The sequence below is a fragment of the Cellvibrio fibrivorans genome (genome assembly GCF_031457055.1).
GTDB classification, from domain to species: Bacteria; Pseudomonadota; Gammaproteobacteria; order Pseudomonadales; family Cellvibrionaceae; genus Cellvibrio; species Cellvibrio fibrivorans.
Genome location: NZ_JAVDVX010000004.1, coordinates 466875 through 491673, shown reverse-complemented (window position 1 = coordinate 491673; position 24799 = coordinate 466875). Strand labels below are relative to the sequence as shown.

General features: G+C 48.3%; 36 protein-coding genes. 35 read left to right on the top strand and 1 reads right to left on the bottom strand.

The genetic code is table 11. The features are described 5' to 3' along the window. The 29 genes from J2X05_RS13405 to rplQ form a co-directional block, all read left to right on the top strand. On the top strand, positions 1-600 hold a 600-nt coding region (locus J2X05_RS13405), incomplete at its 5' end, for an EF-Tu C-terminal domain-related protein (RefSeq protein ID WP_310073259.1). Positions 601-805: 205 nt separating this feature from the next. After that, the gene (gene rpsJ, locus J2X05_RS13400; RefSeq protein ID WP_007644456.1) at positions 806-1117 is read left to right on the top strand and encodes a 30S ribosomal protein S10; all 312 of its coding nucleotides are present in this window, start codon (positions 806-808) and stop codon (positions 1115-1117) included. Positions 1118-1221: 104 nt separating this feature from the next. Next, a complete protein-coding gene (rplC, locus tag J2X05_RS13395; protein ID WP_310073255.1) occupies positions 1222-1866 on the top strand; it encodes a 50S ribosomal protein L3 in 645 nt (214 codons plus the stop codon). A 20-nt stretch (positions 1867-1886) separates the two neighbouring features. Further along, complete coding sequence (gene rplD, locus J2X05_RS13390) at positions 1887-2501, top strand: 50S ribosomal protein L4 (RefSeq protein ID WP_062059487.1); 615 nt, start codon at positions 1887-1889, stop codon at positions 2499-2501. Beyond that, positions 2498-2794: a 50S ribosomal protein L23 gene (gene rplW, locus J2X05_RS13385; RefSeq protein WP_310073254.1), complete on the top strand. Its 297-nt coding sequence runs from the start codon at positions 2498-2500 to the stop codon at positions 2792-2794. Before rplD ends, rplW begins: the two co-directional genes overlap by 4 nt. A gap of 13 nt (positions 2795-2807) precedes the next feature. Continuing rightward, positions 2808-3635 carry a 50S ribosomal protein L2 gene (gene rplB, locus J2X05_RS13380; protein ID WP_310073252.1) on the top strand — a complete coding sequence of 276 codons (828 nt, stop codon included), beginning with the start codon at positions 2808-2810 and terminating at the stop codon, positions 3633-3635. A 34-nt stretch (positions 3636-3669) separates the two neighbouring features. After that, positions 3670-3948 (top strand): 30S ribosomal protein S19, encoded by a 279-nt coding sequence (rpsS, locus tag J2X05_RS13375; RefSeq protein ID WP_039912567.1) that lies wholly within the window; start codon positions 3670-3672, stop codon positions 3946-3948. Between the two features lie 12 nt (positions 3949-3960). Next, on the top strand, positions 3961-4293 hold the full coding sequence (gene rplV / locus J2X05_RS13370) for a 50S ribosomal protein L22 (RefSeq protein WP_007644463.1): 333 nt from the start codon (positions 3961-3963) through the stop codon (positions 4291-4293). 11 nt (positions 4294-4304) lie between these two features. Next, the gene (rpsC, locus tag J2X05_RS13365; protein ID WP_078045161.1) at positions 4305-4985 is read left to right on the top strand and encodes a 30S ribosomal protein S3; all 681 of its coding nucleotides are present in this window, start codon (positions 4305-4307) and stop codon (positions 4983-4985) included. A 12-nt stretch (positions 4986-4997) separates the two neighbouring features. After that, positions 4998-5411, top strand: coding sequence for a 50S ribosomal protein L16 (gene rplP, locus J2X05_RS13360; protein ID WP_039912571.1), 414 nt, complete (start codon positions 4998-5000; stop codon positions 5409-5411). Further along, positions 5411-5602, top strand: a complete 192-nt coding sequence (rpmC, locus tag J2X05_RS13355) for a 50S ribosomal protein L29 (protein ID WP_310073243.1) — start codon at positions 5411-5413, stop codon at positions 5600-5602. The genes rplP and rpmC overlap by 1 nt, the downstream gene beginning before the upstream one ends. Before the next feature lie 2 nt (positions 5603-5604). After that, positions 5605-5871, top strand: a complete 267-nt coding sequence (gene rpsQ, locus J2X05_RS13350; protein ID WP_310073241.1) for a 30S ribosomal protein S17 — start codon at positions 5605-5607, stop codon at positions 5869-5871. A gap of 39 nt (positions 5872-5910) precedes the next feature. Further along, positions 5911-6279, top strand: coding sequence for a 50S ribosomal protein L14 (gene rplN, locus J2X05_RS13345; RefSeq protein WP_007644480.1), 369 nt, complete (start codon positions 5911-5913; stop codon positions 6277-6279). A gap of 32 nt (positions 6280-6311) precedes the next feature. After that, positions 6312-6629, top strand: a complete 318-nt coding sequence (gene rplX, locus J2X05_RS13340; protein ID WP_062059499.1) for a 50S ribosomal protein L24 — start codon at positions 6312-6314, stop codon at positions 6627-6629. 6 nt (positions 6630-6635) lie between these two features. Next, complete coding sequence (gene rplE, locus J2X05_RS13335; RefSeq protein ID WP_062059501.1) at positions 6636-7175, top strand: 50S ribosomal protein L5; 540 nt, start codon at positions 6636-6638, stop codon at positions 7173-7175. A 9-nt stretch (positions 7176-7184) separates the two neighbouring features. Continuing rightward, a complete protein-coding gene (gene rpsN / locus J2X05_RS13330; RefSeq protein WP_310073234.1) occupies positions 7185-7490 on the top strand; it encodes a 30S ribosomal protein S14 in 306 nt (101 codons plus the stop codon). Positions 7491-7520: 30 nt separating this feature from the next. Beyond that, positions 7521-7913, top strand: coding sequence for a 30S ribosomal protein S8 (gene rpsH, locus J2X05_RS13325; RefSeq protein WP_133684976.1), 393 nt, complete (start codon positions 7521-7523; stop codon positions 7911-7913). 13 nt (positions 7914-7926) lie between these two features. Continuing rightward, on the top strand, positions 7927-8460 hold the full coding sequence (rplF, locus tag J2X05_RS13320; RefSeq protein ID WP_310073228.1) for a 50S ribosomal protein L6: 534 nt from the start codon (positions 7927-7929) through the stop codon (positions 8458-8460). A gap of 9 nt (positions 8461-8469) precedes the next feature. Next, positions 8470-8820, top strand: coding sequence for a 50S ribosomal protein L18 (gene rplR / locus J2X05_RS13315; RefSeq protein ID WP_062059515.1), 351 nt, complete (start codon positions 8470-8472; stop codon positions 8818-8820). Positions 8821-8829: 9 nt separating this feature from the next. Beyond that, positions 8830-9339, top strand: coding sequence for a 30S ribosomal protein S5 (rpsE, locus tag J2X05_RS13310; RefSeq protein ID WP_062059518.1), 510 nt, complete (start codon positions 8830-8832; stop codon positions 9337-9339). Positions 9340-9374: 35 nt separating this feature from the next. After that, positions 9375-9560: a 50S ribosomal protein L30 gene (gene rpmD / locus J2X05_RS13305; RefSeq protein ID WP_310073218.1), complete on the top strand. Its 186-nt coding sequence runs from the start codon at positions 9375-9377 to the stop codon at positions 9558-9560. A 1-nt stretch (position 9561) separates the two neighbouring features. Further along, complete coding sequence (gene rplO / locus J2X05_RS13300; protein WP_062059523.1) at positions 9562-9996, top strand: 50S ribosomal protein L15; 435 nt, start codon at positions 9562-9564, stop codon at positions 9994-9996. A gap of 10 nt (positions 9997-10006) precedes the next feature. After that, positions 10007-11344, top strand: a complete 1338-nt coding sequence (secY, locus tag J2X05_RS13295) for a preprotein translocase subunit SecY (RefSeq protein WP_310073214.1) — start codon at positions 10007-10009, stop codon at positions 11342-11344. Between the two features lie 22 nt (positions 11345-11366). Continuing rightward, positions 11367-11483 carry a 50S ribosomal protein L36 gene (gene rpmJ, locus J2X05_RS13290; RefSeq protein ID WP_039912586.1) on the top strand — a complete coding sequence of 39 codons (117 nt, stop codon included), beginning with the start codon at positions 11367-11369 and terminating at the stop codon, positions 11481-11483. Positions 11484-11726: 243 nt separating this feature from the next. Further along, positions 11727-12083, top strand: coding sequence for a 30S ribosomal protein S13 (gene rpsM / locus J2X05_RS13285; RefSeq protein WP_310073208.1), 357 nt, complete (start codon positions 11727-11729; stop codon positions 12081-12083). 56 nt (positions 12084-12139) lie between these two features. Continuing rightward, the gene (gene rpsK, locus J2X05_RS13280) at positions 12140-12535 is read left to right on the top strand and encodes a 30S ribosomal protein S11 (RefSeq protein ID WP_062059529.1); all 396 of its coding nucleotides are present in this window, start codon (positions 12140-12142) and stop codon (positions 12533-12535) included. Between the two features lie 13 nt (positions 12536-12548). Then, positions 12549-13169 (top strand): 30S ribosomal protein S4, encoded by a 621-nt coding sequence (gene rpsD / locus J2X05_RS13275; RefSeq protein WP_133684982.1) that lies wholly within the window; start codon positions 12549-12551, stop codon positions 13167-13169. A 26-nt stretch (positions 13170-13195) separates the two neighbouring features. Then, positions 13196-14182 carry a DNA-directed RNA polymerase subunit alpha gene (locus J2X05_RS13270; protein WP_310073204.1) on the top strand — a complete coding sequence of 329 codons (987 nt, stop codon included), beginning with the start codon at positions 13196-13198 and terminating at the stop codon, positions 14180-14182. Between the two features lie 138 nt (positions 14183-14320). Next, positions 14321-14713, top strand: a complete 393-nt coding sequence (rplQ, locus tag J2X05_RS13265; protein ID WP_310073201.1) for a 50S ribosomal protein L17 — start codon at positions 14321-14323, stop codon at positions 14711-14713. A gap of 389 nt (positions 14714-15102) precedes the next feature. Here the strand turns inward: rplQ and uvrA are convergent, their stop codons facing one another. Beyond that, complete coding sequence (uvrA, locus tag J2X05_RS13260; protein ID WP_310073199.1) at positions 15103-17967, bottom strand: excinuclease ABC subunit UvrA; 2865 nt, start codon at positions 17965-17967, stop codon at positions 15103-15105. Between the two features lie 233 nt (positions 17968-18200). Here uvrA and J2X05_RS13255 point away from each other — a divergent pair, with 233 nt between their 5' ends. The 6 genes from J2X05_RS13255 to J2X05_RS13230 all read left to right on the top strand — a co-directional run bounded on the left by J2X05_RS13255 (position 18201) and on the right by J2X05_RS13230 (position 24798). Beyond that, positions 18201-19592: an MFS transporter gene (locus J2X05_RS13255; protein ID WP_310073197.1), complete on the top strand. Its 1392-nt coding sequence runs from the start codon at positions 18201-18203 to the stop codon at positions 19590-19592. A 100-nt stretch (positions 19593-19692) separates the two neighbouring features. Then, positions 19693-20247, top strand: a complete 555-nt coding sequence (gene ssb / locus J2X05_RS13250; protein ID WP_310073195.1) for a single-stranded DNA-binding protein — start codon at positions 19693-19695, stop codon at positions 20245-20247. 114 nt (positions 20248-20361) lie between these two features. Next, on the top strand, positions 20362-21279 hold the full coding sequence (locus J2X05_RS13245; protein WP_310073193.1) for a substrate-binding periplasmic protein: 918 nt from the start codon (positions 20362-20364) through the stop codon (positions 21277-21279). Positions 21280-21496: 217 nt separating this feature from the next. Continuing rightward, the gene (locus tag J2X05_RS13240; protein ID WP_310073192.1) at positions 21497-22717 is read left to right on the top strand and encodes an efflux RND transporter periplasmic adaptor subunit; all 1221 of its coding nucleotides are present in this window, start codon (positions 21497-21499) and stop codon (positions 22715-22717) included. A 186-nt stretch (positions 22718-22903) separates the two neighbouring features. Further along, positions 22904-23638, top strand: a complete 735-nt coding sequence (locus tag J2X05_RS13235; RefSeq protein WP_310073190.1) for an ABC transporter ATP-binding protein — start codon at positions 22904-22906, stop codon at positions 23636-23638. A gap of 2 nt (positions 23639-23640) precedes the next feature. Next, a complete protein-coding gene (locus tag J2X05_RS13230; protein ID WP_310073189.1) occupies positions 23641-24798 on the top strand; it encodes an ABC transporter permease in 1158 nt (385 codons plus the stop codon). The last annotated feature ends 1 nt before the right edge of the window (position 24799 follow it).

Sequence of the window (24799 nt, the reverse complement as noted above, 5' to 3'; positions counted from 1 at the left end):
CTGGACAGCTACATCCCTGAGCCGGTACGTGCTATCGACCAACCATTCCTGATGCCAGTAGAGGACGTATTCTCTATCTCTGGTCGCGGTACTGTGGTAACTGGCCGTGTAGAGCGTGGTGTTGTTAAAGTTGGCGAAGAGATCGCGATTGTTGGTCTGAAAGACACCGTTAAAACCACCTGTACTGGTGTTGAAATGTTCCGCAAGTTGCTCGACGAAGGGCGTGCTGGCGAGAACGTTGGTGTTCTGTTGCGCGGCACCAAGCGTGATGACGTTGAGCGTGGTCAAGTATTGGCCAAGCCAAACTCGGTAACTCCGCACACCAAGTTCCAGTCAGAGGTGTACGTATTGTCCAAAGAAGAAGGTGGTCGTCATACCCCATTCTTCAAAGGTTATCGTCCACAGTTCTACTTCCGCACCACCGACGTAACCGGTGCTGTTGAATTGCCGGAAGGCGTAGAAATGGTGATGCCAGGTGACAACGTGCAAATGGTTGTTACCTTGATTCACCCAATCGCGATGGAAGAAGGCTTGCGCTTCGCTATTCGTGAAGGTGGTCGTACTGTTGGTGCTGGTGTTGTTGCCAAAATCCTTCAGTAATAACGGCTGTTAAAAAGCGGGCCCATGCGGCCCGCTTTTTATTTATCCGGGTGAAGTAAAGTGTTTGATCAAATAATCGCAAATATGCTGTTTATTTGTTGACAGGTCACTAAGTCGCCCTTAGAATTGCGCCTCCTTTTGCCGGGGTACTTTTATCCTTGCGCACTGGAAGTTCTTTAAAACAAACAATTGGAGTTTGGTTCACATGCAGAATCAACGCATTAGAATTCGCCTGAAGGCTTTTGATCACAAGCTTATTGACGCCTCTACCCAAGAGATCGTTGAAACAGCAAAGCGTACAGGTGCTCAAGTGCGCGGTCCGATTCCGTTGCCGACTCGTAAAGAGCGCTTCACTGTATTGATTTCTCCGCACGTCAATAAAGACGCGCGTGATCAATACGAGATCCGTACACATAAGCGTTTGCTGGATATTGTTGAGCCTACTGAAAAAACTGTTGATGCACTCATGAAGCTGGATCTGGCTGCTGGTGTTGAAGTCCAAATTAGTCTCGGCTAAGTAAATGTTTAAGGTTCGGGCGCACTGGGTGTCCGAACTGTGTAACGCTCTGAAATGGGCGGCCATAGCGGGTAAAAGCCCCGTACACTATAGAGGTTAGTAAAATGACGATTGGTATTGTCGGCCGCAAAAGCGGTATGACTCGTGTATTTACCGATGATGGTGTTTCCATTCCTGTCTCTGTGATTGAGGTTGAGCCTAATCGCATTACTCAGGTTAAAAGCGTAGACACTGATGGCTACTCTGCTGTGCAGGTAACTATTGGTGCTCGTCGTGCCTCCCGTGTTACCAAATCCGAAGCCGGTCACTTTGCCAAAGCTAATGTTGAGGCAGGTCGCGGTGTTTGGGAATTGCGTAACGAAGCTCAAGAAGCTTTCGAAGTTGGTGCAACAATTACTGTTGAGTCTTTCTCTGCAGGTCAAATAATTGATGTTACCGGCACGTCTAAAGGTAAAGGTTTTGCTGGCGGTATTAAGCGCTGGAATTTCGGTATGCAAGATGCGACTCACGGTAACTCCCGTTCGCACCGTGTGCTGGGTTCTATCGGCCAGTGTCAATCTCCAGGTCGCGTATTCAAAGGTAAGAAAATGGCTGGTCATATGGGTGCTGAGCGTGTAACCGTTCAAAACCTTGAGATTGTCCGTGTCGATGCTGAGCGCAATCTGCTTCTTGTTAAGGGTGCTATTCCTGGTGCTCCAGGTGGCGACGTTATTGTGCGACCTGCTGTTAAAGCGCGCACTAACGGTTAAGTATCCGAGGGGAATCGACCATGGAATTAAAAATTGTTAGTCCCGGTGGTGCCCAGGGTACAGTTTCTGTATCTGAAGTTGCCTTCGGTAGAGAGTTCAATCAAGACCTGGTTCACCAAACCGTTGTTGCCTATATGGCTGGTGCTCGTCAAGGTACTAAAGCGCAAAAAACTCGCGCTGAAGTGTCTGGCGGTGGCAAAAAGCCATGGCGTCAAAAGGGTACCGGTCGCGCACGTGCTGGTACTATCCGCAGCCCAATCTGGCGTGGTGGTGGTGCTACTTTTGCTGCTAAGCCACGTAATTTCGAGCAAAAACTTAACAAGAAAATGTACCGCGCTGCGCTGCAGTGCATCCTGTCCGAATTAAATCGTCAGGATCGTTTGATTGTGGTTGAAAGCTTTGATGTGGATGCACCAAAAACCAAATCATTAGTTCAAAAGCTGGCTCAATTTAATTTGACTGATGCTTTGATCATTACCGAAGAGATGAGTGAAAACTTGTTTCTTGCATCGCGCAACCTGTACAAGGTTGGTGTGATCGATGTGCAGGGTGTTGATCCTGTAAGTCTTATCGGTTTTGACAAGGTAATCGTTACTGTTCCTGCTCTGAAAAAATTCGAGGAGATCCTGGGATGAACCAAGAACGCATTTATAAAGTGTTGCTAGGTCCTGTGGTTTCTGAGAAGTCAGCTGCAGCCGGTGAGACTAGTAACCAAGTGGTTTTCAAAGTATTGGCTGATGCTAATAAAGTGGAAATTAAAGCCGCAGTTCAAGCATTGTTCAACGCTAAAGTTGAATCAGTAAATGTATTGAACGTTAAAGGCAAAACCAAGCGTACACGCTACGGAATCGGCAAGAGAAGCGATTGGAAAAAAGCGTATGTACGTCTTGAGCAAGGTCAAGAAATCGACTTTGCGGTAGCTGAGTAAGGGGATTGTTGCAATGCCAATTGTAAAATGTAAACCAACCTCTCCAGGTCGCCGCTTTGTAGTAAAAGTTGTCAATCCGGATTTGTACAAGGGTGATCCTTACGCTCCTCTGTTGGATAAAAAATCCAAGTCAGGTGGTCGTAACAATACCGGTCGCATTACTACTCGCCATGTTGGTGGCGGCCATAAACAACATTACCGTGTAGTTGATTTCCGTCGTAATAAAGACGGCATCCCTGCAACTGTTGAGCGCATTGAGTACGATCCAAACCGTACTGCTTATATTGCTCTCGTATGTTATGCAGATGGTGAACGTCGCTACATCATTGCGCCCAAAGGTTTGAGCGCTGGTGACAAAATTGAGTCGGGTAACGCTGCGGCTATCAAGCCAGGCAATGCTCTGCCAATCCGTAACATCCCGTTGGGTAGTGTAATTCACTGTGTTGAGCTTAAGCCTGGTAAGGGTGCTCAAATTGCTCGTTCTGCTGGTGCTTCGGCCCAGCTGGTGGCGCGCGATGGTGCTTACGCAACTTTGCGTTTGCGCAGCGGTGAAATGCGTAAAGTGTTGAGTGATTGTCGCGCAACTCTGGGTGAAGTCTCTAACAGTGAGCACAATTTGCGTTCATTGGGCAAGGCTGGCGCCAAACGTTGGCTTGGCATTCGTCCTACTGTTCGCGGTGTTGCGATGAACCCGGTAGATCACCCAATGGGTGGTGGTGAAGGCCGTACTTCTGGCGGACGTCACCCAGTTTCACCATGGGGTACTCCAACCAAGGGTTACAAAACGCGCAAAAACAAGCGCACCGATAACATGATTGTTCGTCGTCGCGATAAGAAATAAGCGCCGACTTAACAGCTGAATAGAGGAAGAGACAGTGCCACGTTCACTGAAAAAAGGTCCTTTTATCGATCTTCACCTGATTAAGAAGGTCGAAGCTGCGATCGCGAGTAATGATCGTCGTCCAATTAAGACTTGGTCGCGCCGTTCCATGATTATGCCGGAAATGGTGGGTTTGACTTTGGCTGTGCACAATGGGCGTCAGCATGTTCCGGTCCTGGTTAACGAAGAAATGGTTGGCCATAAGCTTGGCGAATTTGCAGCAACTCGCACTTATCGTGGCCATGCCGCTGATAAGAAAGCGAAAAAACGCTAATCGAGGTATACGATGGAAGTAGCAGCAAAATTAAGCGGTGCTCGTCTGTCGGCGCAAAAAGCGCGTTTGGTTGCTGATCAAATTCGCGGTAAAGGCGTTGAAGACGCGCTTGATATCCTGGCTTTTAGTACCAAGAAAGGCGCAGAGATCATCAAGAAAGTGCTCGAATCTGCAATTGCAAATGCTGAGCACAACGAAGGCGCTGATGTTGATGAGTTGAAAGTAAAAACGATTTTTGTCGATGAAGGTGTAAGCCTGAAGCGCATTAAGCCACGTGCCAAAGGCCGTGCTGATCGTATTACCAAGCGTACTTGTCATATCACCGTTAAAGTAGCCGATAAGTAAGAGAGCGCGTTATGGGTCAGAAAGTACATCCAAACGGTATTCGTCTGGGGATCATCAAAAAGCATACTTCTATTTGGTATGCCGATGGCACCGATTACGCAGACAAACTCAACATCGACTTGAAAGTACGTGCGTACATTCAAGACAAGCTTGCTAGTGCGTCAGTTAGCCGCGTTGATATTGAACGCCCCGCTAATACTGCGCGCATTACTATTCACACTGCCCGTCCAGGGATTGTGATTGGTAAAAAAGGCGAAGATGTTGATAAGTTGCGCGCTGAAGTAAGCAAGCAAATGGGCGTGCCTGTTCATATTAATATTGAAGAGATTCGCAAGCCCGATTTGGATGCAGCTTTAGTGGCACAAGGCGTGGCTCAGCAATTAGAGCGTCGTGTAATGTTCCGTCGTGCAATGAAGCGCGCGGTACAAAACGCAATGCGTCAAGGTGCTGAAGGTATCAAAATCCAAGTGGGTGGCCGCTTGGGTGGTGCCGAAATCGCTCGTAGTGAGTGGTATCGCGAAGGTCGTGTACCTCTGCACACTTTGCGTGCAGACATCGATTATGCAACAGCAGAAGCGAGCACCACCTACGGTATCATTGGTGTGAAAGTGTGGATTTTCAAAGGCGAAGTTATCGGTGACGTTACTGAAACCGAAGCAGCGTCCAAGAAAAAAGCCGCTAAATCCAAGTAAGGGGTACGCATCATGTTACAACCTAAGCGTACAAAGTTTCGCAAGCAGATGAAAGGCCGCAACCGCGGTCTGGCCCAGCGTGGCTCCAAAGTTAGCTTTGGTGATTTTGGCTTGAAAGCAACTGGTCGCGGTCGCATTACTGCGCGTCAAATCGAAGCAGCACGTCGTGCGATGACTCGTCACGTTAAGCGTGGCGGTAAAATCTGGATCCGTGTGTTCCCCGATAAGCCGATTACAGCTAAACCACTCGAAGTTCGTATGGGTAGCGGTAAAGGTGGTGTTGAATACTGGGTAGCGCAAATTCGTCCTGGCAAGGTTCTTTATGAGATGGACGGTGTAAGCGAGGAATTAGCTCGTGAAGCCTTCGCTCTTGCTGCGGCTAAATTGCCAATTACAACAACATTTGTTAAACGTTCGGTGATGTGATGAAAGCTTCAGAACTCCGCGAAAAATCCGTCGAAGAGCTGAATGGCGTCTTGTTGGAACAATTGAAGGAGCAGTTCAAGTTGCGTTTGCAAGCTTCAACTGGTCAATTGAACCAATCGCACTTGCTTACGCAAGCTCGCAAAGACATCGCTCGCATCAAGACGGCGCTTAGTCAAAAGGCAGGTAAGTAACGATGACTCAAGAAACTAAAGTGGCTCGTACACTGACTGGCAAAGTTGTCAGCGATAAGATGGATAAAACCATCACCGTGTTGATTGAGCGTCGTGTAAAGCATGAGCTTTATGGCAAGTACTCTACTAAATCGTCCAAGCTTCACGCCCACGATGAAAATAACGAGTGCAAGACTGGCGATATAGTGACTGTTTCTGAGTCGCGTCCCCTGTCGAAAACCAAGACCTGGTCTTTAGTGAAAATAGAAGAGCGCGCTTCAGAAGTCTAAGACTTCCGCGCTTTTGTAAGTCAGTTTCGGAGACGGACGATGATTCAAACAGAAAGCTACTTAGATGTTGCTGACAACAGCGGTGCTCGCCGTGTCATGTGCATCAAGGTTCTTGGCGGCTCTCACCGTCGCTATGCGGCGGTTGGTGACATCATCAAAGTGACCGTTAAGGAAGCAATTCCTCGCGGCAAGGTGAAGAAAGGCCAAGTAATGAAGGCAGTTGTTGTACGCACCAAAAAAGGCGTGCGTCGTCAAGATGGTTCATTAATCAAGTTTGACGATAATGCTGCCGTACTGCTGAATAACCAAGATGCTCCGATTGGTACCCGTATTTTCGGACCCGTAACTCGTGAGTTGCGCGGCGAGAAATTTATGAAAATCATTTCTTTGGCTCCTGAAGTGCTGTAAGCACTTTACGCTAAAGAGTCGAGGGCAGATAAATGCGTAAAATTAAACGTGATGACGAAGTGATTGTTGTCGCCGGACGTGACAAGGGCAAGCGCGGTAAAGTAGTTCGCGTATTGGCCGAAGATCGTTTGATCGTAAGCGGCATCAACATGATCAAGAAGCACCAAAAACCAAACCCACAATTGGGCGTTGCTGGTGGAATCGTTGAAAAAGAAGCTGCGATTCATGCTTCAAATGTTGCCATTTACAACCCGGCAACAAAGAAAGCTGACCGCGTAGGTTTCAAAGTGCTTGAGAATGGCGACAAAGTTCGCGTTTTCAAATCCAATGGCGAAACCCTAGGGGCGTAATGAAACATGGCTAGGTTAAAAGAGCTTTACGTTAAAGAACTCGCCCCTAAACTCAAAGCTGAGTTGGGCTTGGCAAATGTGATGGAAGTTCCGCGCATTACCAAAATCACTCTGAATATGGGTGTTGGCGAAGCAACTGGCGACAAGAAAATTCTTGATAATGCCGTTAACGATCTGGTGAAAATTGCTGGTCAGAAAGTGGTTGTTACCAATGCGCGCAAATCCATTGCGGGTTTTAAAATCCGTGAAGATTGGCCAATTGGTTGCAAAGTAACTCTGCGTTCAGATCGTATGTACGAATTTTTAGATCGTCTGATTACTATCGCGATTCCGCGTATTCGCGATTTCCGCGGTATTAGTCCAAAGCAATTTGATGGACGCGGTAACTTTTCAATGGGTGTGACTGAACAAATTATTTTCCCGGAAATCGATTACGACAAAGTAGATCGTTTGCGTGGTTTGGATATTTGTATCACCACTACTGCTCGCACCGATGAAGAAGGTCGCGCACTGTTGAAAGCATTTAACTTCCCTTTCAAAGGTTAAGGTGACGTCATGGCTAAAAAATCTATGATTGCACGCGAAGTTAAACGTGCAGAAACCGTGAAAAAATTTGCTGCCAAGCGCGCAGAATTGAAAGCGACTATCGTTAGCCCTTCATCCACTGAAGAGCAAGTATGGGAAGCGCAAATCAAACTGCAAAAAATGCCTCGCGATGCTAGTTCATCTCGTCAACGTAATCGTTGTCGTGTGACTGGTCGTCCTCATGGTGTTTACCGCAAATTCGGCCTGTGCCGTCACAAGTTGCGCGAAGCAGCCATGCGTGGTGATGTCCCCGGCTTGGTTAAGGCCAGCTGGTAAGCCTCGGCTTAATTTTAGGAGCAGAATCTGATGAGCATGCAAGATCCAATGGCAGATATGCTGACACGTATTCGCAATGCGCAAAACGTGGGCAAAGCAGCTGTAACCATGCCTTCTTCAAAATTGAAAGTAAGCGTGGCGAAAGTACTCTCTGATGAGGGTTACATTAATGGTTTTTCAATCAGCGAAGGCGCTAAGCAAGAGCTGACTGTTGACCTGAAATACTTTGAAGGCAAGCCAGTTATTGTTGAGCTTGACCGTGTGAGCCGTCCTGGCTTGCGTAATTATGCTGGTAAAGCAGCGCTGCCAACCGTTCGCGGTGGTTTGGGTATCGCAATTGTTTCTACCAGTAAAGGTGTAATGACTGATCGTGCTGCACGCGCCGCTGGCGTCGGTGGCGAAGTCCTCTGCACAGTATTCTAATTGGGAAATCGTCATGTCACGAGTTGCAAAAAGTCCGGTTGAAGTACCTGCTGCAGTGACTGTCACTCTTAACGGACAGTCTCTGTCTGTTAAAGGCAGCAAAGGTACATTGGCGCTGCAAGTTCACGCGAGCGTAGAAGTTAAGCACGATAATAACGTCCTTACTTTTGCTCCGCGCGATGGTGCCAAGCAGTCAGATGCGCTAGCAGGCACTACCCGTGCGCTAGTTAATAACATGGTTCGCGGTGTTACCCAGGGCTTCGAAAAGAAGCTGACTCTGGTTGGCGTTGGTTATCGTGTTAAAGCAGAAGGCAATACTGTAAACCTGTCTGTGGGTCTTTCTCATCCGGTTAATTACGTTCTCCCTGCAGGCGTTACCGTAGAAACCCCAAGTCAGACCGAAATAGTACTAAAAGGCACTGACAAGCAATTGCTTGGCCAGGTCGCCGCTGAAATCCGTGCATATCGTGAGCCAGAGCCCTACAAAGGCAAAGGTATTCGTTATTCGGACGAAGTAGTGCTGCGTAAAGAAGCTAAGAAGAAGTAGGGCTAGGATATGAGCGATAAGAAGCAAACCCGTCTTCGCCGTGCACGCCGTGCTCGCGCCAAGATTCGTGAATTAGGTGTTACGCGTTTATCTATCCATCGTACTCCTCGTCATATTTATGCACAGCTGATCTCTGGTGACGGTGCAAAAGTATTGGCAAGTGCTTCTACTCTGGATAAAGATTTACGCAGTGGCAAAACTGGCAACGCTGATGCAGCCAAAGCTGTTGGTGCTCTGATTGCAGAGCGCGCTAAAGCAGCTGGTGTTACTCAAGTCGCATTTGACCGCAGTGGTTTCAAATACCATGGCCGTGTTAAAGCACTTGCTGACGCTGCTCGTGAAGGCGGACTGGAATTCTAAAGGTGAGATATGGCATACGCTAAGAAAGAAGAAGACAACAACGAAGGCTTGCAAGAAAAACTAGTTCAAGTTAATCGTGTTGCTAAAACTGTTAAGGGTGGTCGTATCTTTCAATTTACTGCACTGACTGTTGTTGGTGATGGTAATGGCAAAGTTGGCTTTGGCCGCGGTAAAGCGCGCGAAGTGCCTATCGCAATTCAAAAGGCGATGGAAGCTGCACGTCGCAACATGATCAGTGTTGAGTTGAATGGCGATACCATTCAATACCCAACTAAAGGTGCTCATGGTGCTTCCAAGGTTTACATGCAACCAGCTTCGCAAGGTACTGGCGTTATCGCTGGCGGTGCTATGCGCGCCGTACTGGAAATCGCTGGTATTCAGAACGTTCTGTCCAAGTGCTACGGCTCTACCAATCCGGTTAACGTAGTTCGCGCCACTTTTAATGCGTTGAAAGAAATGACTTCTCCGGAAGCTGTTGCTGCAAAACGCGGTAAGAGTGTTGAAGATATTCTGAACTAATCGATTCGTTCGATTACTAGAAGGCGGAATTCACCATGTCTAAGAAAATGATTAAAGTGACCCAGATCAAGAGCACTGCTCATCGTCTGGAGAGCCATAAAGCCTGTGTTAGAGGCCTTGGCTTGCGTCGCATCCGTCACACTGTTGAAGTAGAAGATACTCCATCAGTTCGTGGCATGATTAATGTAGTTAGCTATCTGGTTAAGGTAGAGGGAGAATAAGATGCGTCTGAATACCCTTAGCCCGGCACCGGGCAGTACTCACGCTAAAAAGCGTGTAGGTCGTGGTATCGGTAGTGGTTTGGGCAAAACTGCTGGTCGCGGTCACAAAGGTTTAAAATCTCGCTCCGGCGGCTCTGTAAGACCAGGTTTCGAAGGCGGTCAAATGCCTTTGCAAATCCGCCTGCCTAAATACGGTTTTACTTCTCGTATTGGCTTGGTTACTGCGGAAATCCGTTTGTCAGAATTGAATGCGGTTGAAGGTTCAGTTGTTGATATCGAGACTCTGAAACAAGCAGGTTTGATTAGCTCTGTAATTAAACGTGCCAAGATTTTCGCCTCAGGCGAAGTCAAAAAAGCTGTCACTGTTAAGGGCCTATCTGTATCTAAAGGTGCTAAAGCAGCGATTGAAGCCGCTGGCGGAACAGTAGAAGAGTAACGAGGCGCGAATGGCAACTCCAGGTAATCTGCCATTAGCAAATCAAAGAGGCTTGGGCGAGCTATGGGCTCGCCTGCGCTTTTTGTTTCTGGCAATAGTGATTTATCGTATTGGTACTCACATACCAGTGCCAGGTTTAGATCCAGAGCGAATTGCAAATCTGTTTAATCAAAATCAAGGGACTATCTTGGGCATGTTTAACATGTTCTCCGGTGGCGCCTTGGAGCGGATGAGTATTCTCGCATTAGGTATCATGCCTTACATTTCTGCATCGATTATTATGCAGTTGCTAACGGCAGTTACTCCTTCATTGGAGCAATTGAAGAAAGAAGGTGATGCTGGTCGTCGTAAAATCAACCAGTACACCCGCTACTTCACAGTGGTTTTGGCAAGCGTTCAAGCATTGGCAATGGCGGTAAGTTTTTCCTCCTATGCGTTTGGCGGAGAGCCTGGTTTTTCTTACTACTTTATTGCAGTGGTTTCTTTGGTAACCGGTGCAGTATTCATGATGTGGTTAGGTGAACAGGTTACCGAGCGTGGTATTGGTAACGGTATTTCCATGCTGATCTTTGCTGGAATTGTTGCAGGTATGCCGAGTGCGATAGGTCAGGCGTTTGAAAGTGCGAGACAGGGTGATTTGCATATTATCGCTTTGTTGATTGTCAGTATTCTTGCTATCGCTGTTATTTGGTTTGTAGTTCGTATTGAGCGTGGCCAACGCCGCATCACAATCAACTACGCCAAGCGCCAGCAAGGTCGTCAAGGTTATGCTGCCCAAAGCAGCCATCTGCCATTAAAAATTAACATGGCTGGTGTAATTCCTGCGATTTTTGCCAGTAGTATTTTGTTATTCCCTGCATCGATTGCTCAATGGTTTGGGCAAGGTGGTGAGGGTGTAGTAAACGAAATGTTGCAGGAGATAGCACTTAACCTTGGGCCAGGTCAGCCACTGTATATTCTGTTTTTTGCTGGACTAATAACGTTTTTCTGTTTCTTCTACACGGCATTAATGTTTAATCCGAAAGAAGTGGCAGATAACTTGAAAAAGTCGGGTGCTTATATCCCGGGTATTCGTCCCGGTGAGCATTCCGCTAAATATATTGATAGCGTGCTCACTCGCTTAACTGTGGTTGGTGCTATCTATATGTCGGCAGTTTGCTTGTTGCCTGAGTTCCTTGTAGTTGCCACTGGTGTGCCATTCTACTTGGGTGGAACCTCACTATTGATTGTTGTGGTCGTGGTGATGGATTTTATGTCTCAGGTCCAGGCTCACTTGATGTCTCATCAATATGAATCATTGATGAAGAAGTCAAATTTGAAAGGATATGGCAGCGGCAACGCGCGCTAATCCGCGATATTGAGGTTGAATCATGAAAGTTCGTGCTTCTGTTAAAAAGATTTGTCGCAACTGCAAAATGGTACGTCGCAACGGTGTTCTGCGTGTAATCTGCAACGTTGAGCCGCGTCATAAGCAGCGTCAAGGCTAATACTTAACGCTTCGGCGTCGAGATCCAGGCAGGCGCGCCACTTAAGTGGTTCCCTGCCTGTTCTTTTGAGTGTCGATAATATTAAGTATTGCCAACTGGGGGCGTTGACTGTCGTCGGGTAAGAAATTGCCCGGCTATTGCTTTTTGGTGTATTTGAGGCTATTCTGCGCGCCTTTTGTTCAGGGGCGAGGGTGGTGCTTACGCTGTCAACGCTGCAATTTATGTGTTACTGGAGTAATTTGAATGGCTCGTATTGCTGGTGTAAACATACCAGATAACAAACACGCCGTTATCTCATTGACTTATGTATATGGGATTGGCCGTACCACAGCCAAGCAAATCTGTGCTGCTACTGGCATTGCTGAAGATGTAAAAATCGGCACTTTGTCAGAGGACCAGATGGATGCTATTCGTGCTGAGGTTGCTAAGCGCACCGTAGAGGGTGACTTGCGTCGTGTAATATCTATGAATATTAAGCGCTTGATGGATTTGGGATGCTACCGTGGCCTGCGCCATCGCCGTGGCTTACCGCTTCGTGGTCAACGCACCAAAACGAACGCTCGTACCCGTAAAGGCCCACGTAAGCCTATTAAGAAGTAATTCTTGCTTACGACTTTCATTCACTTACGGTAACAAATTAGTAGGAAGAAATTGCTATGGCTAAGCCAAGTAATAAAACCACAGCCAAGAAAAAAGTTAAAAAGACGGTGATTGATGGCGTAGCGCACATCCACGCCTCTTTTAACAATACCATCGTGACTATCACTGATCGTCAAGGCAATGCACTTGCTTGGGCGACTTCCGGTGGTTCTGGTTTCCGTGGTTCACGTAAAAGTACTCCTTTTGCTGCTCAGGTCGCTGCTGAGCGTGCTGGTGAAGCGGCAAAAGAATATGGTTTGAAAAACCTCGACGTCGAAGTTAAGGGCCCAGGCCCGGGTCGCGAATCTGCTGTTCGTGCACTTAACAATGTTGGTTATAAAATCACTAACATTACTGACGTTACGCCGATTCCTCACAACGGCTGTCGTCCGCCGAAGAAACGTCGCGTATAAGGGGGAGTAGAAAATGGCTCGTTATATTGGACCTACCTGTAAGCTGTCTCGCCGTGAAGGCACTGATCTTTTTCTGAAAAGTGGTGCGCGTGCGTTAGACTCAAAATGCAAAATTGAAACTGCTCCTGGTCAGCATGGCCAACGTCGTGGTCGCTTGTCAGACTATGGTGTGCAGCTGCGCGAAAAGCAAAAAGTTCGTCGTATTTACGGCATTCTGGAAAAACAATTCCGTGGTTACTACAAAGAAGCTGCTCGTCGTAAAGGCGCAAGCGGTGAAAACTTGTTGAAACTGCTGGAGTGCCGTCTGGATAACGTTGTGTACCGCATGGGCTTTGGTTCAACCCGCGCTGAATCACGTCAATTGGTATCTCACAAGGCAATTAGCGTTAACGGTAAAACTGTTAATGTTGCTTCTTTCCAAGTGGGTGCTGGTGATGTAGTTGCTGTGCGTGAAAAAGCCAAAAAGCAATTGCGTGTTCAAAACGCATTGAATTTGGCTGGTCAGCGCAGCAATGTTGAGTGGGTTGATGTAAATAGCGAGAAAAAAGAAGGTGTATTTAAACGCGTTCCTGATCGCATTGATTTACCTGCTGACATCAACGAGAACCTCATCGTCGAGCTTTACTCCAAGTAAGGGACGAACCGCTAACAGGTGTGGCTATGCAGACTGCAGTAAACGAATTTTTAACTCCGCGTCATATCGATGTTTCAGAAAGTGGCCCAACCCGCGCTCGCGTGGTCTTGGAGCCTCTGGAACGTGGCTTTGGACATACTTTAGGCAATGCCTTACGTCGTATTCTGCTTTCGTCAATGGCAGGTTGTGCCATTACTGAAGTGGAAATCGAAGGTGTATTGCACGAGTACAGCGCTATTGAAGGTGTTCGTGAGGATGTAATTGAAATCCTTTTGAATCTCAAAGGTGTTGCAGTAATTATGCACGGTAAGGATCACGCGGTTCTTACCCTGACCAAAAAAGGCCCAGGCGTTGTTACTGCTGCTGATATTCAAGTTGATCATGACGTGGAGATTAAAAATCCTGATCATGTGATTGCGAATATCACTGGCAGTACTGAATTGAAAATGCGCTTGACCATTGCTCGCGGTCGCGGTTATCAGCCAGCTGATAGTCGTCGTCGTGATGATGATGAAAGCCGTGCAATTGGTCGTTTGCAGTTGGATGCATCCTTCAGCCCGGTTAAGCGTTTGGCTTACAGTGTTGAAAGTGCTCGTGTTGAGCAACGTACTGACTTGGATAAGTTGATTTTGGATCTGGAAACCAACGGTACCATTGATCCTGAAGAAGCTATCCGTCGTGCAGCAACCATCCTGCAGCAACAGCTTGCTGTGTTTGTTGATCTCGAAGGTGAAAAACAATCAGCTCCAGAGCAAAAAGAAGAGGCTATTGACCCGATTCTATTGCGTCCGGTTGATGATCTTGAGCTTACTGTTCGTTCAGCAAACTGCTTGAAAGCGGAAAATATTTACTACATTGGCGATTTGATTCAGCGCACTGAAGTGGAGCTGTTGAAAACACCAAACTTGGGTAAAAAATCTCTTACCGAAATCAAAGATGTACTAGCTTCGCGCGGTCTGTCGCTCGGTATGCGTTTGGAAAATTGGCCTCCAGCCAGTTTGAGAAACGACTAAAAACCACGAAATCATGGGCAAGTATCAGGTAATCGATATTTGCCCATGATTTTTTATTATTAGTTCATCCGTGAACTCACTTCGGTGCGGGTGATTAACGAGATTGCTCCTAGCAATCCATTTTGAAGGATATTTGCTATGCGTCATAAATTAACTGGTCGTCAATTAGGCCGTAATGCTTCTCACCGTAAAGCTATGTTTCGCAACATGGTTATTTCTTTGGTTGAGCATGAATTGATTAAAACTACTTTGCCAAAAGCAAAAGAGCTGCGCCGTTTTGCAGAGCCTTTGATTACCTTGGCTAAGGTAGACAGCGTTGCTAACCGTCGTTTGGCATTCGCACGTTTGAACAACAAAGAAGCTGTAGGTAAGTTGTTCAGCCAGCTCGGCCCACGTTATAACACTCGTCCAGGTGGCTACGTTCGCATTTTGAAATGTGGTTTCCGCTCTGGTGATAAAGCGCCAATGGCTTATGTTGAGTTGGTTGAGCGCCCAGCTAAAACTCTTGAAACTGCTGTAGACGCTGAATAAGTTTTTACCGGTTCCAACAAAAAGGCCAAGCAGAGATGCTTGGCCTTTTTGCTTTTTCGGCTAAAGGTCCTAAATGATTTCTTAGTTGCCTGAAGCTATCTTTGTGTCTATTGATAATTATTTTTACGTTGATGTCTATGGTCAATGTCGCACAAGACTTTCAGCAATTGCCGACTTTTTTGCGGGCGGTAAATCGCTAAAATAGCAGTCACAGGGATGCTAATCAGGACAGGATGTGTTGGTTAGAGGATTAAGTTTTAGGATGAGACTTATCTAGGGAAGTGAAGACAGCGAGGCAGGATGCCGTCCGATCATGATGATCGGTTTGCCCGCGCAGGAAGCAATGGGGCTTGCAGGAAGCAAAGCCCCTATTTTTCTTTTTTGCTGCGCTAGGCTTTTGTTGCCTTGCTTGGTTTTGACTTCCTAGTAGTTACCCTGAGCATTGGAGCAAGGAATCGTCCAGTGTGTGAATTTGCCAGTTGCGCGACATCTTCCGGTGTTCCCGTCGCAATAATTTGACCGCCGCCACTGCCGCCTTCCGGCCCTAAATCCACTACCCAGTCTGCCGTTTTAATCACGTCCAGGTTATGTTCGATTACCACTACTGTATTGCCGTGATCGCGCAGGCGATGTAGTACATTGAGTAATTGTTGGATGTCGTAAAAATGCAAACCAGTGGTGGGCTCATCCAAAATATAAAGTGTTTTGCCTGTGTCGCGCTTGGATAATTCTTTTGCCAGTTTTACCCGCTGTGCTTCGCCGCCCGACAATGTTGTTGCTGATTGCCCTAAGCAAATATATGAAAGCCCCACATCGATCAATGTTTGCAATTTATTGGCAATGGCGGGTACTGCATCAAAAAAAGCTCGCGCATCTTCGATAGTCATGCCCAGCACTTCGTTGATATTTTTACCTTTGTACTTCACATCTAGTGTTTCGCGGTTGTAGCGTTTGCCTTTGCAAACATCACAGGGCACATAGACATCAGGCAGGAAATGCATTTCTACTTTGGTGACCCCGTCGCCTTGGCAGGCTTCGCAACGGCCGCCTTTTACGTTAAAGCTGAAGCGACCCGGTTGGTATCCTCGAGAACGAGATTCCTGGGTGCCTGCAAACAACTCGCGAATTGGCGTAAAGATGCCGGTGTATGTGGCGGGGTTGGAGCGCGGTGTGCGGCCGATGGGACTCTGGTCAATATCCACACACTTATCAAATAAATCCATGCCTTCGATCGAATCGTAAGGCGCTGGTGTTAGTGTTGAAGCACCGTTAAGTGCTGTTGCCGCCAACGGATGAAGGGTTGCATTGATGAGCGTGGATTTGCCCGACCCGGATACACCAGTCACGCAAGTCATTAGTCCCACAGGAATTTCCAGCGTCACATTCTGCAGGTTATTACCTTTGGCACCGACGAGCCGCAGCACCTGCTTTTTATCAAAAGGATTACGCTTGGCGGGGATAGCGATAGATTTGGTGCCGCTCAAGTACTGTCCGGTGATCGAGTCTTTATTCGCCATAATGGCTTTGACATTGCCTTGCGCGATAACCTGCCCGCCGTGCACTCCAGCTCCTGGGCCAATATCAATCACATGGTCGGCCTGGCGAATTGCATCTTCATCATGCTCAACCACAATCACGGTATTACCGATATCGCGCAGATGGGTGAGAGTCTTTAAGAGTCGTTCATTGTCACGCTGATGCAGTCCAATTGACGGCTCATCGAGGATGTACATTACCCCAACCAAGCCGGCGCCAATTTGGCTGGCTAGGCGAATACGCTGGGCTTCTCCGCCAGAAAGAGTTTCAGCACTGCGGTTGAGCGTCAGATAGTTCAGGCCGACATCCACCAAAAAGCGGAAGCGGTCGCGTAGTTCTTTGAGGATCTTATCGGCGATGCCAGCTTTGCGGCCAGTAAACGCCAGCTTCATGTAATAGTCATAGGCATCGGCTACCGGCATTTCGGTGATTTTGGGCAGCGGGCGCTCATCTATAAACACATTGCGCGCTTCAATTCGTAAGCGTGTGCCTTCACATTCTGGGCAGGGCTGGCTGGATAAAAATTTGGTCAGGTCTTCGCGTACCGAGTTGGACTCAGTATCGCGATAGCGGCGCTCCATATTGGTCAGTACGCCTTCAAAACTGTGGCTGCGTTTGTACACATCGCCACGATCATTGATGTAATTAAATTCAATAATTTCTTCGCCCGATCCGTAAAGCACAGCATCGCGCTGTTTGGCTTTGAGTTTTGCCCAGGGCGTATTAACATCAAACGCATAGTGTTTGGCGAGCGAGGCGAGCATATGGAAGTAGTAGACGTTCCGTTTGTCCCAGCCGCGAATCGCACCTTCAGAAAGGCTCAGCGCCGTGTCCTGAATTACTTTGTCTTCATCAAAAAATTGATGTACGCCCAATCCGTCGCAAGTCGGGCAAGCGCCGGCGGGGTTGTTAAAGGAGAAAAGGCGCGGTTCGAGTTCGGTCAGGCTGTAATCGCAAATAGGGCAAGCGTGTTTGGATGAAAACAAACGGTCAGGTGCTTCGCCATCCATGTAATTAATACAGGCGATGCCTTCTGATAAATTCAGTGTAGTCTCGAAAGATTCAGATAAGCGAAGCTTCAAATCTTCGCGCACTTTAAAGCGGTCGATGACAACCTCAACTGTATGTTTCTTTTTCTTGTCGAGCTTGGGGGTATCGTCCAGATCGCAAAGAATGCCGTCGATACGTGCGCGGATAAAACCATCGCGCTTGAGCTGTTCAAACACGTGCAGGTGCTCGCCTTTGCGGTCGCGTATGACTGGCGCCAGCAGCATTAACTTAGTGCCTTCAGGCAATGCCAACGTTGTGTCCACCATCTCGCTAATAGTTTGTGCGGTCAGAGGAACGCCGTGCTCCGGGCAACGCGCTTCGCCCACGCGTGCGTAGAGCAGGCGCAAGTAATCATAGATTTCGGTGATGGTGCCCACGGTGGAGCGAGGGTTGTGCGATGTGGATTTTTGTTCGATGGAAATCGCCGGGCTCAAGCCTTCAACGTGATCGACATCGGGCTTTTCCATCATCGACAAAAACTGGCGTGCGTAAGTGGAAAGGGATTCCACATAGCGGCGCTGGCCTTCAGCGTAGAGCGTATCAAACGCCAGTGATGACTTGCCTGAACCAGACGGTCCGGTGATAACTACAAGCTTGTCGCGCGGGATATCGAGATCAATATTTTTGAGATTGTGGGTGCGTGCACCCCTAACAATAATTTTGTCCATGTACTGCAATCCGCCAAGGCATTCAAAACGAGCGATTATACGTGAATAGATTGCCAGCAGATGTCAGTAGGGCGTCAATCTTCTGTAAGTCTTGGTAAATGGATTTAATGCAATCTTGCGCAGGATTTATAGGTTGCGAGGCGGACTAGTTGGTACACTGGCGCCCTTTTAATAATGGATGTCTTTATCGCTGACTTCTATTGACTGCTGACCCCTATCGACGGCCATTCGCCATGCAAGATCCTGTTCCTACCGAGATCAACATCTCTGCGCCCGCGCCCTTTGAGCGCAAAGTGGTGCACTCGCTCGCCGCGCTCTACACCTTCCGTATGTTCGGCCTGTTTATGCTGCTGCCGGTGCTGGCGCTATACGGCACTGAATATGCCCATCACAGCCCATTCCTGCTGGGGCTGGCTTTGGGTGCCTATGGTGTTAGCCAAGCGCTGCTGCAGATTCCGTTTGGGGTTTTGTCCGACCGTATCGGGCGCAAGCCTCTGATTCTCGTCGGCCTGATTATCTTTGTGCTTGGCAGCGTCGTGGCCGCCTTGGCCGATTCGGTCTACGGACTGATCCTTGGGCGCTTCCTGCAGGGCGGTGGTGCGATATCAGCGGTGGTGATGGCGCTGCTGACTGACCTCACGTCCGATGAAAACCGCACCAAGGCAATGGCGACTATAGGGGCGTCCATCGGCGTATCCTTCTCCTTGGCGATGACTGCTGGGCCATTGCTCGCTGCCTGGGGTGGAGTCAGTGCAATCTTCTGGCTGACGGCGGTTCTGGGATTGGTTGGTATTTATATCCTCCTGAAGCTGGTGCCCGACGTTGCCAAAACCACGGCATCCAAACGCGAAGCAGTGGCAGTGCCGAGCTTGTTAGGCGCCACACTCAAACATCCGCAATTGCTACGGTTGAATGTGGGGATTTTTGTTCTGCATTTTGTACTGATGTCGAGCTTTGTGGTGCTGCCGCTAATGCTGCAAGACCAGTTGCAGATAGCGCGCGAATATCACGGGTTGATCTACTTCCCGCTGCTCGCCTTCGCTTTCGTCTTGATGCTGCCGTTTGTGATCATCGCGGAAAAACGGCGCAAGATTAAAAGCGTATTCCTGATCGCTGTCATGCTCTTACTGATTGCCGAACTGGCCCTGATGTTGGTGTCGTCTAGCCGTGTATTTGCGCTACTGGTGCTGTTTGTCTTCTTTATCGCCTTCAATATTCTAGAGGCGACCCAGCCCTCGATGGTGAGCAAGATTGCACCCGCCGGTGCCAAGGGTACAGCTACCGGTATTTACTCGACCTGCCAGGTATTGGGCGTATTTGGCGGCGGCGCTTTGGGCGGATGGTTGCTCCAGCATCAGGGTGTCAACGCGGTGTTTCTGCTTAATGCGCTGCTGGTATTGGTCTGGTTGGCGGTCGCGTGGTCGATGAAACCACCGCACTTCCTTGCCAGCGTACTTATCCCCTTGCGCGGGCAAGACCATCAAACATTGGCGGATAAATTGCGCGCGGTAGACGGAGTGGCTGAAGTGGTGATAGTCGCCTCGGAAAATACCGTTTATCTGAAGGTTGACCAGCGCCGCGTAGATCGTAAACAACTGGCGGCAATTGTGGATGAAGTGGTGTAAAGTGTCCGACGCCCCGCAGGGGGGCAATAACCCTTAACTTGAAAGTCGCTGAAGTACAAAAACAGAAGGCGAATACACGGTAAATCAAGAGGAATTCATTATGGCTCGTGGTATTAACAAAGTAATTTTGATCGGCAATATCGGGCAAGACCCCGAAGTGAAATATATGCCCTCCGGCGGCGCGGTCACCAACGTCAGCGTAGCGACATCGGAAACATGGAAGGACAAAAATACCGGTCAACCGCAAGAGCGTACTGAGTGGCACCGTGTGGTATTTTTTAATCGCCTGGGTGAGATTGCCGGCGAATATCTAAAGAAAGGCTCCAAGGTATATATCGAAGGCTCATTGCGCACCCGCAAATGGCAGGCGCAAGACGGTACTGATCGCTACACCACCGAAATCGTCGCGAGCGAAATGCAAATGCTCGATGGCCGCGGCGAAAACACGGGTATGGGTGGTGCAGGAATGGGTGCAGCGGCTTTGGCAGGTGGTTTTGACCAGACTCCGCAATACAACAACGCTCCCACGCAAGGCGGTTACAGCCAGGGCGGCCAACAGCCAGCGCGCGCGCCACAACAGGCGGCGCCCCAACAAAATACTCCACCGCAACAACCTGCGGGATTCGACTCGTTTGATGACGATATTCCCTTCTGACGAATTGTGAACATTTTGTTATCGTTAACAGGGCGCGCTTGAATCAAGTTGCGCCCTGTTTCGTTTTGGATGCTGTGTGTATTCAATCAATAATAATTATCGGGAGATTCAACTATGTCGGCTCAAGGTCAAACCAGTTCCATTTGGTTAAGCATAAAAAATCTGATCGCGCTTGCGCTAATCGGATGTGTCAGTCTTGGCTCATTCGCAGCGCCAGAACAATCCTCAAGTGCTGATGCAGCGACACCAATAAAGCTATGGAACGGCAACAAAACAGCATCGCGCCAGCAGTACGAGCGCGAGATATTGGAGGCAGCACTCAATGCCACTACCGCCGCACACGGCAATTATCAATTGCAGGAAGATAAAACCGATTACCCGCTTGCGGCCGATGAGGCCAGTGTCTTCCGCAGCAAGGGGTTCGATATTTTCGGCACAGTGGCGGGCAACACCAAATTGGCGAATGAAAAGAAAATCCTGATTCCGCTGCCGCTGATGAAAGGTTTGTTGGGCTATCGCATCTTAATTATTCGTGCCGCCGATAAAGAAAAATTTGTCGCAATTAAATCCGCGCAGCAATTACAACAGCTGCGTATGGGAATTCCCAGCACCTGGGCCGATGCTGAATTGTTTCGCCACAATGGCTACAAAGTGGAAGAAAAGGGCAGTTTTGATGATCTTTTCACCCGTTTGGAAAACAATGAATTCGATTATGTAACCTTTGGGGCTAATGAAGTCACTGGTGTATTTAACGAGCGCGCTGCCAAATCTGGAAAGTTGATTGTGGATTCCTCCCTGTTAGTGTTTTATCCATTTCCGCTCGTTTTTTACGTTAATCCTGACAATAAAGCCCTTGCTGCACGCGTGACTGAAGGGCTGCAAATTATCAGCGCTAACGGCGAGCTGGATAAAATTTTCAATCGCTATTTTGCCGCCGATTTAGCGGCAGTTAATTTGCCTGCGCGTGCCATGATCAAGCTGATGAATCCGATCCTGCCTGCCGAAATGGCAGATTTCAAACCCTCGCTTTAAGCGCTTGCTGGTGATAATTGTCATCGCATTTCCGTGACATTGGCTGCTGTTGCAGTCAATGCATCCCCCGCTATCCTGCCCCCATAACAACACACCATGGGTAGGGATATGCACTGGAAATTCAAAACCCCAAGCTCTGGCTCTGGTCATGCGTGCTAATCAACCGCATAATCACTGTTAGTTTTTCCACCTCAAACGACCACGAGCAGAGCATATTGTGACGAATAAAGAAGAGCTTTTATCGCAGCTGCGTATAGATCGCAACCAACCAACCGATGGCGACGGTAATACCCGTTTGTGGATAGGCATTGCAGCCGCTGTGGCATTGGTTGTAACCGGATTTGCTGTGTTTACCGAACCGGCTCCCGTTAAAGTGAAAATTGAAATGGCGCGTATGGCGGTGCCCGATTCCTCGTCAGCTACTGTGCTGGATGCGACCGGTTATGTTGTTGCGCGCCGCACTGCGACAGTGTCATCCAAGGTGACCGGTAAAGTCGCAGAGATTTATATCGAAGAGGGGCAGCGCGTTGAGAAAGACCAAATCGTGGCGCTGCTGGATGATTCCAATACGCGCAAGTCGCTGGAGTTAAGCAAAGCGGAATTACACTCTGCAAAGACGCAAGTCGCCGAAACACAAGCGCGCTTGACTGAGGCGAAATTAACCTTGGAACGCAATACTGAATTAGCGCGTCGCCAATTGATCAGCGCGGCAGCATTGGATAAAGCGCGCGCGGATTTTGAATCCCTGCGCGCGCAATTAAATTCGCGCGAAGCTGACATTGCCGTAAGCCAGAAACGTTTGGCATTGCAGCAGCAAAATCTCGATGACCTTACCCTGCGCGCACCCTTCACCGGTGTGGTGATCAGCAAGGATTCACAGCCAGGTGAAATGATTTCGCCAATATCCGCCGGCGGAGGTTTTACTCGCACAGGTATTTGTACGATTGTCGATATGGCCTCGCTGGAAATTGAGGTGGACGTGAATGAATCCTACATCCAGCGCGTGCGTGACGGGCAATTTGTACAAGCTGTGTTGGAAGCTTATCCCGAGTGGAGAATTCCGGCGAAAGTGATCGCGATTATCCCCACTGCCGATCGCCAAAAAGCCACGGTAAAGGTGCGCATCGGGTTTCAGGTGAGCGATGCACGCATCCTGCCTGACATGGGGGTTAAAGTGGCGTTTATGAATGCTGAACCCGTGGTAGAAGAAAAACCGAAAGAGCCATTAGGTGTGCGCGTGCCAATTACCGCTGTGCGCTCTGAAGGTGAAGATAAATTTATTTTTGTGGTAAAAGACGGTGTTGCTGAGCTGCGCAAAGTGACGCTAAATGCCAGCTACGGAACTGACATTTATATTGGTAGCGGCTTGCGCGCAGGTGAAGATTTCGTTGTGGAAATCACGCCGGAATTAAAAGATGGTGCGCGCGTTGAACTGTAATAGTTTGCTATCATTTTTGTAAGTTTCCCGTCGCTATTTTTGTACCGCTTTTGTCTATAAATTTCGCTGGCTGCACTGCGGCCAGCGAGACTGAATAACAATAAAAATCGTTTTCTGTATTACCGCATCACCGCTGTCCCGGTTTATTTTTTGTCTCTTGTTCTGGTCTAACATCCTGGAGGATTTATGACGGCTCTCGCAACTCAATCACAGGCTGCTGGCGAACTGCTGGTGCAATTAAAAGGTATTTCCAAAGCCTATAAAAAAGGCAAAGAACAGGTCAACGTATTATCCAAGCTCGATCTGGATATTCGGCGCGGCGATTTTCTCGCACTAATGGGGCCGTCAGGTTCTGGTAAAACGACTTTGTTAAATTTACTCGGTGGTCTGGATAAGCCGAGTGCAGGTGAATTAATAATTGGCGGCCAGCGGCTGGATCAAATGTCGTCATCGCAACTCACCAAATGGCGCGCGCGTCACGTGGGTTTTATTTTTCAGTTTTACAATTTGATGCCGGTTCTAACCGCTGAAAAAAATGTCGAATTACCTTTGCTGCTCACAAATTTATCAAGCAAACAGCGCAAACACCATGTGGCGGCCGCATTGGAACTGGTTGGGCTTTCCAATCGCGCCAAACACTATCCGAGTGAATTGTCGGGTGGCCAGGAGCAGCGCGTAGCGATTGCACGCGCATTGGTGAGCGATCCGGATTTATTATTATGTGATGAGCCCACTGGTGATTTGGATCGCGCGACTGCCGATGAAATTCTCTCATTATTGCAGACACTGAATCAGCGCCAACAAAAAACCATCATCATGGTGACCCATGATCCGCGCGCGGCAGATCATGCACGTCACATATTGCATATGGACAAGGGTGCATTGGTTAACGATGGCCGCGTTACTGATACGGGGCACTAATCATGTATTACTTACAATTTTTATTGAGTAATCTCGGGCGCAAAAAAGCGCGCACCATTTTGACAGTGCTATCGATCATGATTGCCTTTTTATTATTTGGTTTGCTCCGCAGTTTGGCGGCGGCTTTTGATCAGGGGGCTGAAATTGCGGGTGAAGACCGCTTGGTCAGTATTAATAAAATCAGTTTGATCCAGGCGTTGCCAGAGGCTTATTTGCCAAAGGTACAAGCATTGGAGGGGGTGGACAGGGCAACTTCCGCCAACTGGTTTGGTGGTTACTACCAGGATCCCAAAAACCAGTTTCCACAATTCCCCATTGTTGCCGAAGACTATTTTGAAATTTACAAAGAAATGATCACCTTGCCGGAAGCGCAGATGCAGGCATGGAAGAAAAATCGTATCGGCGTTGTTATTGGCAAAGCCTTGGTTGATCGATTCAAATGGAAAATTGGCGATCGCATTCCGCTGATGGGTATGTTTCCTCGCGAGGGGGGTAGTACAACATGGGAATTTGTAATCGAGGGAATTTATGAGGCGAAAAGCAAAAGTGCTGACACCAGCGCTATGCTGATGCACTACGATTATTTTGATGAGGCGCGTCAATACGGTAAAGGCGATTTGGGCTGGTTAATTATCCGCGTAAAGGACCCCAAACAAGCGGCGCAGGTAGCAGCGGCAGTGGATGCGCTCTTTGCAAATTCTCCCGCTGAAACCAAAACCAGCAGCGAAAAAGATTTTGCCAAATCCTTTGCTAAACAATTCGGCGATATAGGATTAATCACTACGCTGATTCTGGGGGCGGTGTTTTTTACGATGTTGTTAGTCGCAGGCAATACTATGGCGCAATCGTTCCGCGAGCGGATTCCGGAATTGGCGATTCTAAAAACGCTTGGATTTTCTGATCAAGCAGTGATGATCATGGTATTGGCAGAAGCCATAGTGATTTCATTAATTGGAGGTTTGGCTGGATTATTTTTGGCGAAATTTTTTATCAGCGGCGCAGCTGAATCCTTGGCGGCCACGCTGCCTGGATTAAATTTATCAACCACCATGATGCTGTTCGGGGTCGGCCTGATGTTTTTATTTGGCTTACTTACCGGCATTATTCCCGCGCTGCAAGGCTTGCAGCTCAACATAGTTGCAGCACTGCGGAGGCGTTAAT

Bases quoted from the DNA above. Each gene is read 5' to 3' on its own strand.
- rpsJ (WP_007644456.1), top strand. From the start codon at position 806: ATGCAGAATCAACGCATTAGAATTCGCCTGAAGGCTTTTGATCACAAG.
- rplC (WP_310073255.1), top strand. From the start codon at position 1,222: ATGACGATTGGTATTGTCGGCCGCAAAAGCGGTATGACTCGTGTATTT.
- rplD (WP_062059487.1), top strand. From the start codon at position 1,887: ATGGAATTAAAAATTGTTAGTCCCGGTGGTGCCCAGGGTACAGTTTCT.
- rplW (WP_310073254.1), top strand. From the start codon at position 2,498: ATGAACCAAGAACGCATTTATAAAGTGTTGCTAGGTCCTGTGGTTTCT.
- rplB (WP_310073252.1), top strand. From the start codon at position 2,808: ATGCCAATTGTAAAATGTAAACCAACCTCTCCAGGTCGCCGCTTTGTA.
- rplV (WP_007644463.1), top strand. From the start codon at position 3,961: ATGGAAGTAGCAGCAAAATTAAGCGGTGCTCGTCTGTCGGCGCAAAAA.
- rpsC (WP_078045161.1), top strand. From the start codon at position 4,305: ATGGGTCAGAAAGTACATCCAAACGGTATTCGTCTGGGGATCATCAAA.
- rplP (WP_039912571.1), top strand. From the start codon at position 4,998: ATGTTACAACCTAAGCGTACAAAGTTTCGCAAGCAGATGAAAGGCCGC.
- rpmC (WP_310073243.1), top strand. From the start codon at position 5,411: ATGAAAGCTTCAGAACTCCGCGAAAAATCCGTCGAAGAGCTGAATGGC.
- rpsQ (WP_310073241.1), top strand. From the start codon at position 5,605: ATGACTCAAGAAACTAAAGTGGCTCGTACACTGACTGGCAAAGTTGTC.
- rplN (WP_007644480.1), top strand. From the start codon at position 5,911: ATGATTCAAACAGAAAGCTACTTAGATGTTGCTGACAACAGCGGTGCT.
- rplX (WP_062059499.1), top strand. From the start codon at position 6,312: ATGCGTAAAATTAAACGTGATGACGAAGTGATTGTTGTCGCCGGACGT.
- rplE (WP_062059501.1), top strand. From the start codon at position 6,636: ATGGCTAGGTTAAAAGAGCTTTACGTTAAAGAACTCGCCCCTAAACTC.
- rpsN (WP_310073234.1), top strand. From the start codon at position 7,185: ATGGCTAAAAAATCTATGATTGCACGCGAAGTTAAACGTGCAGAAACC.
- rpsH (WP_133684976.1), top strand. From the start codon at position 7,521: ATGAGCATGCAAGATCCAATGGCAGATATGCTGACACGTATTCGCAAT.
- rplF (WP_310073228.1), top strand. From the start codon at position 7,927: ATGTCACGAGTTGCAAAAAGTCCGGTTGAAGTACCTGCTGCAGTGACT.
- rplR (WP_062059515.1), top strand. From the start codon at position 8,470: ATGAGCGATAAGAAGCAAACCCGTCTTCGCCGTGCACGCCGTGCTCGC.
- rpsE (WP_062059518.1), top strand. From the start codon at position 8,830: ATGGCATACGCTAAGAAAGAAGAAGACAACAACGAAGGCTTGCAAGAA.
- rpmD (WP_310073218.1), top strand. From the start codon at position 9,375: ATGTCTAAGAAAATGATTAAAGTGACCCAGATCAAGAGCACTGCTCAT.
- rplO (WP_062059523.1), top strand. From the start codon at position 9,562: ATGCGTCTGAATACCCTTAGCCCGGCACCGGGCAGTACTCACGCTAAA.
- secY (WP_310073214.1), top strand. From the start codon at position 10,007: ATGGCAACTCCAGGTAATCTGCCATTAGCAAATCAAAGAGGCTTGGGC.
- rpmJ (WP_039912586.1), top strand. From the start codon at position 11,367: ATGAAAGTTCGTGCTTCTGTTAAAAAGATTTGTCGCAACTGCAAAATG.
- rpsM (WP_310073208.1), top strand. From the start codon at position 11,727: ATGGCTCGTATTGCTGGTGTAAACATACCAGATAACAAACACGCCGTT.
- rpsK (WP_062059529.1), top strand. From the start codon at position 12,140: ATGGCTAAGCCAAGTAATAAAACCACAGCCAAGAAAAAAGTTAAAAAG.
- rpsD (WP_133684982.1), top strand. From the start codon at position 12,549: ATGGCTCGTTATATTGGACCTACCTGTAAGCTGTCTCGCCGTGAAGGC.
- J2X05_RS13270 (WP_310073204.1), top strand. From the start codon at position 13,196: ATGCAGACTGCAGTAAACGAATTTTTAACTCCGCGTCATATCGATGTT.
- rplQ (WP_310073201.1), top strand. From the start codon at position 14,321: ATGCGTCATAAATTAACTGGTCGTCAATTAGGCCGTAATGCTTCTCAC.
- uvrA (WP_310073199.1), bottom strand. From the start codon at position 17,967: ATGGACAAAATTATTGTTAGGGGTGCACGCACCCACAATCTCAAAAAT.
- J2X05_RS13255 (WP_310073197.1), top strand. From the start codon at position 18,201: ATGCAAGATCCTGTTCCTACCGAGATCAACATCTCTGCGCCCGCGCCC.
- ssb (WP_310073195.1), top strand. From the start codon at position 19,693: ATGGCTCGTGGTATTAACAAAGTAATTTTGATCGGCAATATCGGGCAA.
- J2X05_RS13245 (WP_310073193.1), top strand. From the start codon at position 20,362: ATGTCGGCTCAAGGTCAAACCAGTTCCATTTGGTTAAGCATAAAAAAT.
- J2X05_RS13235 (WP_310073190.1), top strand. From the start codon at position 22,904: ATGACGGCTCTCGCAACTCAATCACAGGCTGCTGGCGAACTGCTGGTG.
- J2X05_RS13230 (WP_310073189.1), top strand. From the start codon at position 23,641: ATGTATTACTTACAATTTTTATTGAGTAATCTCGGGCGCAAAAAAGCG.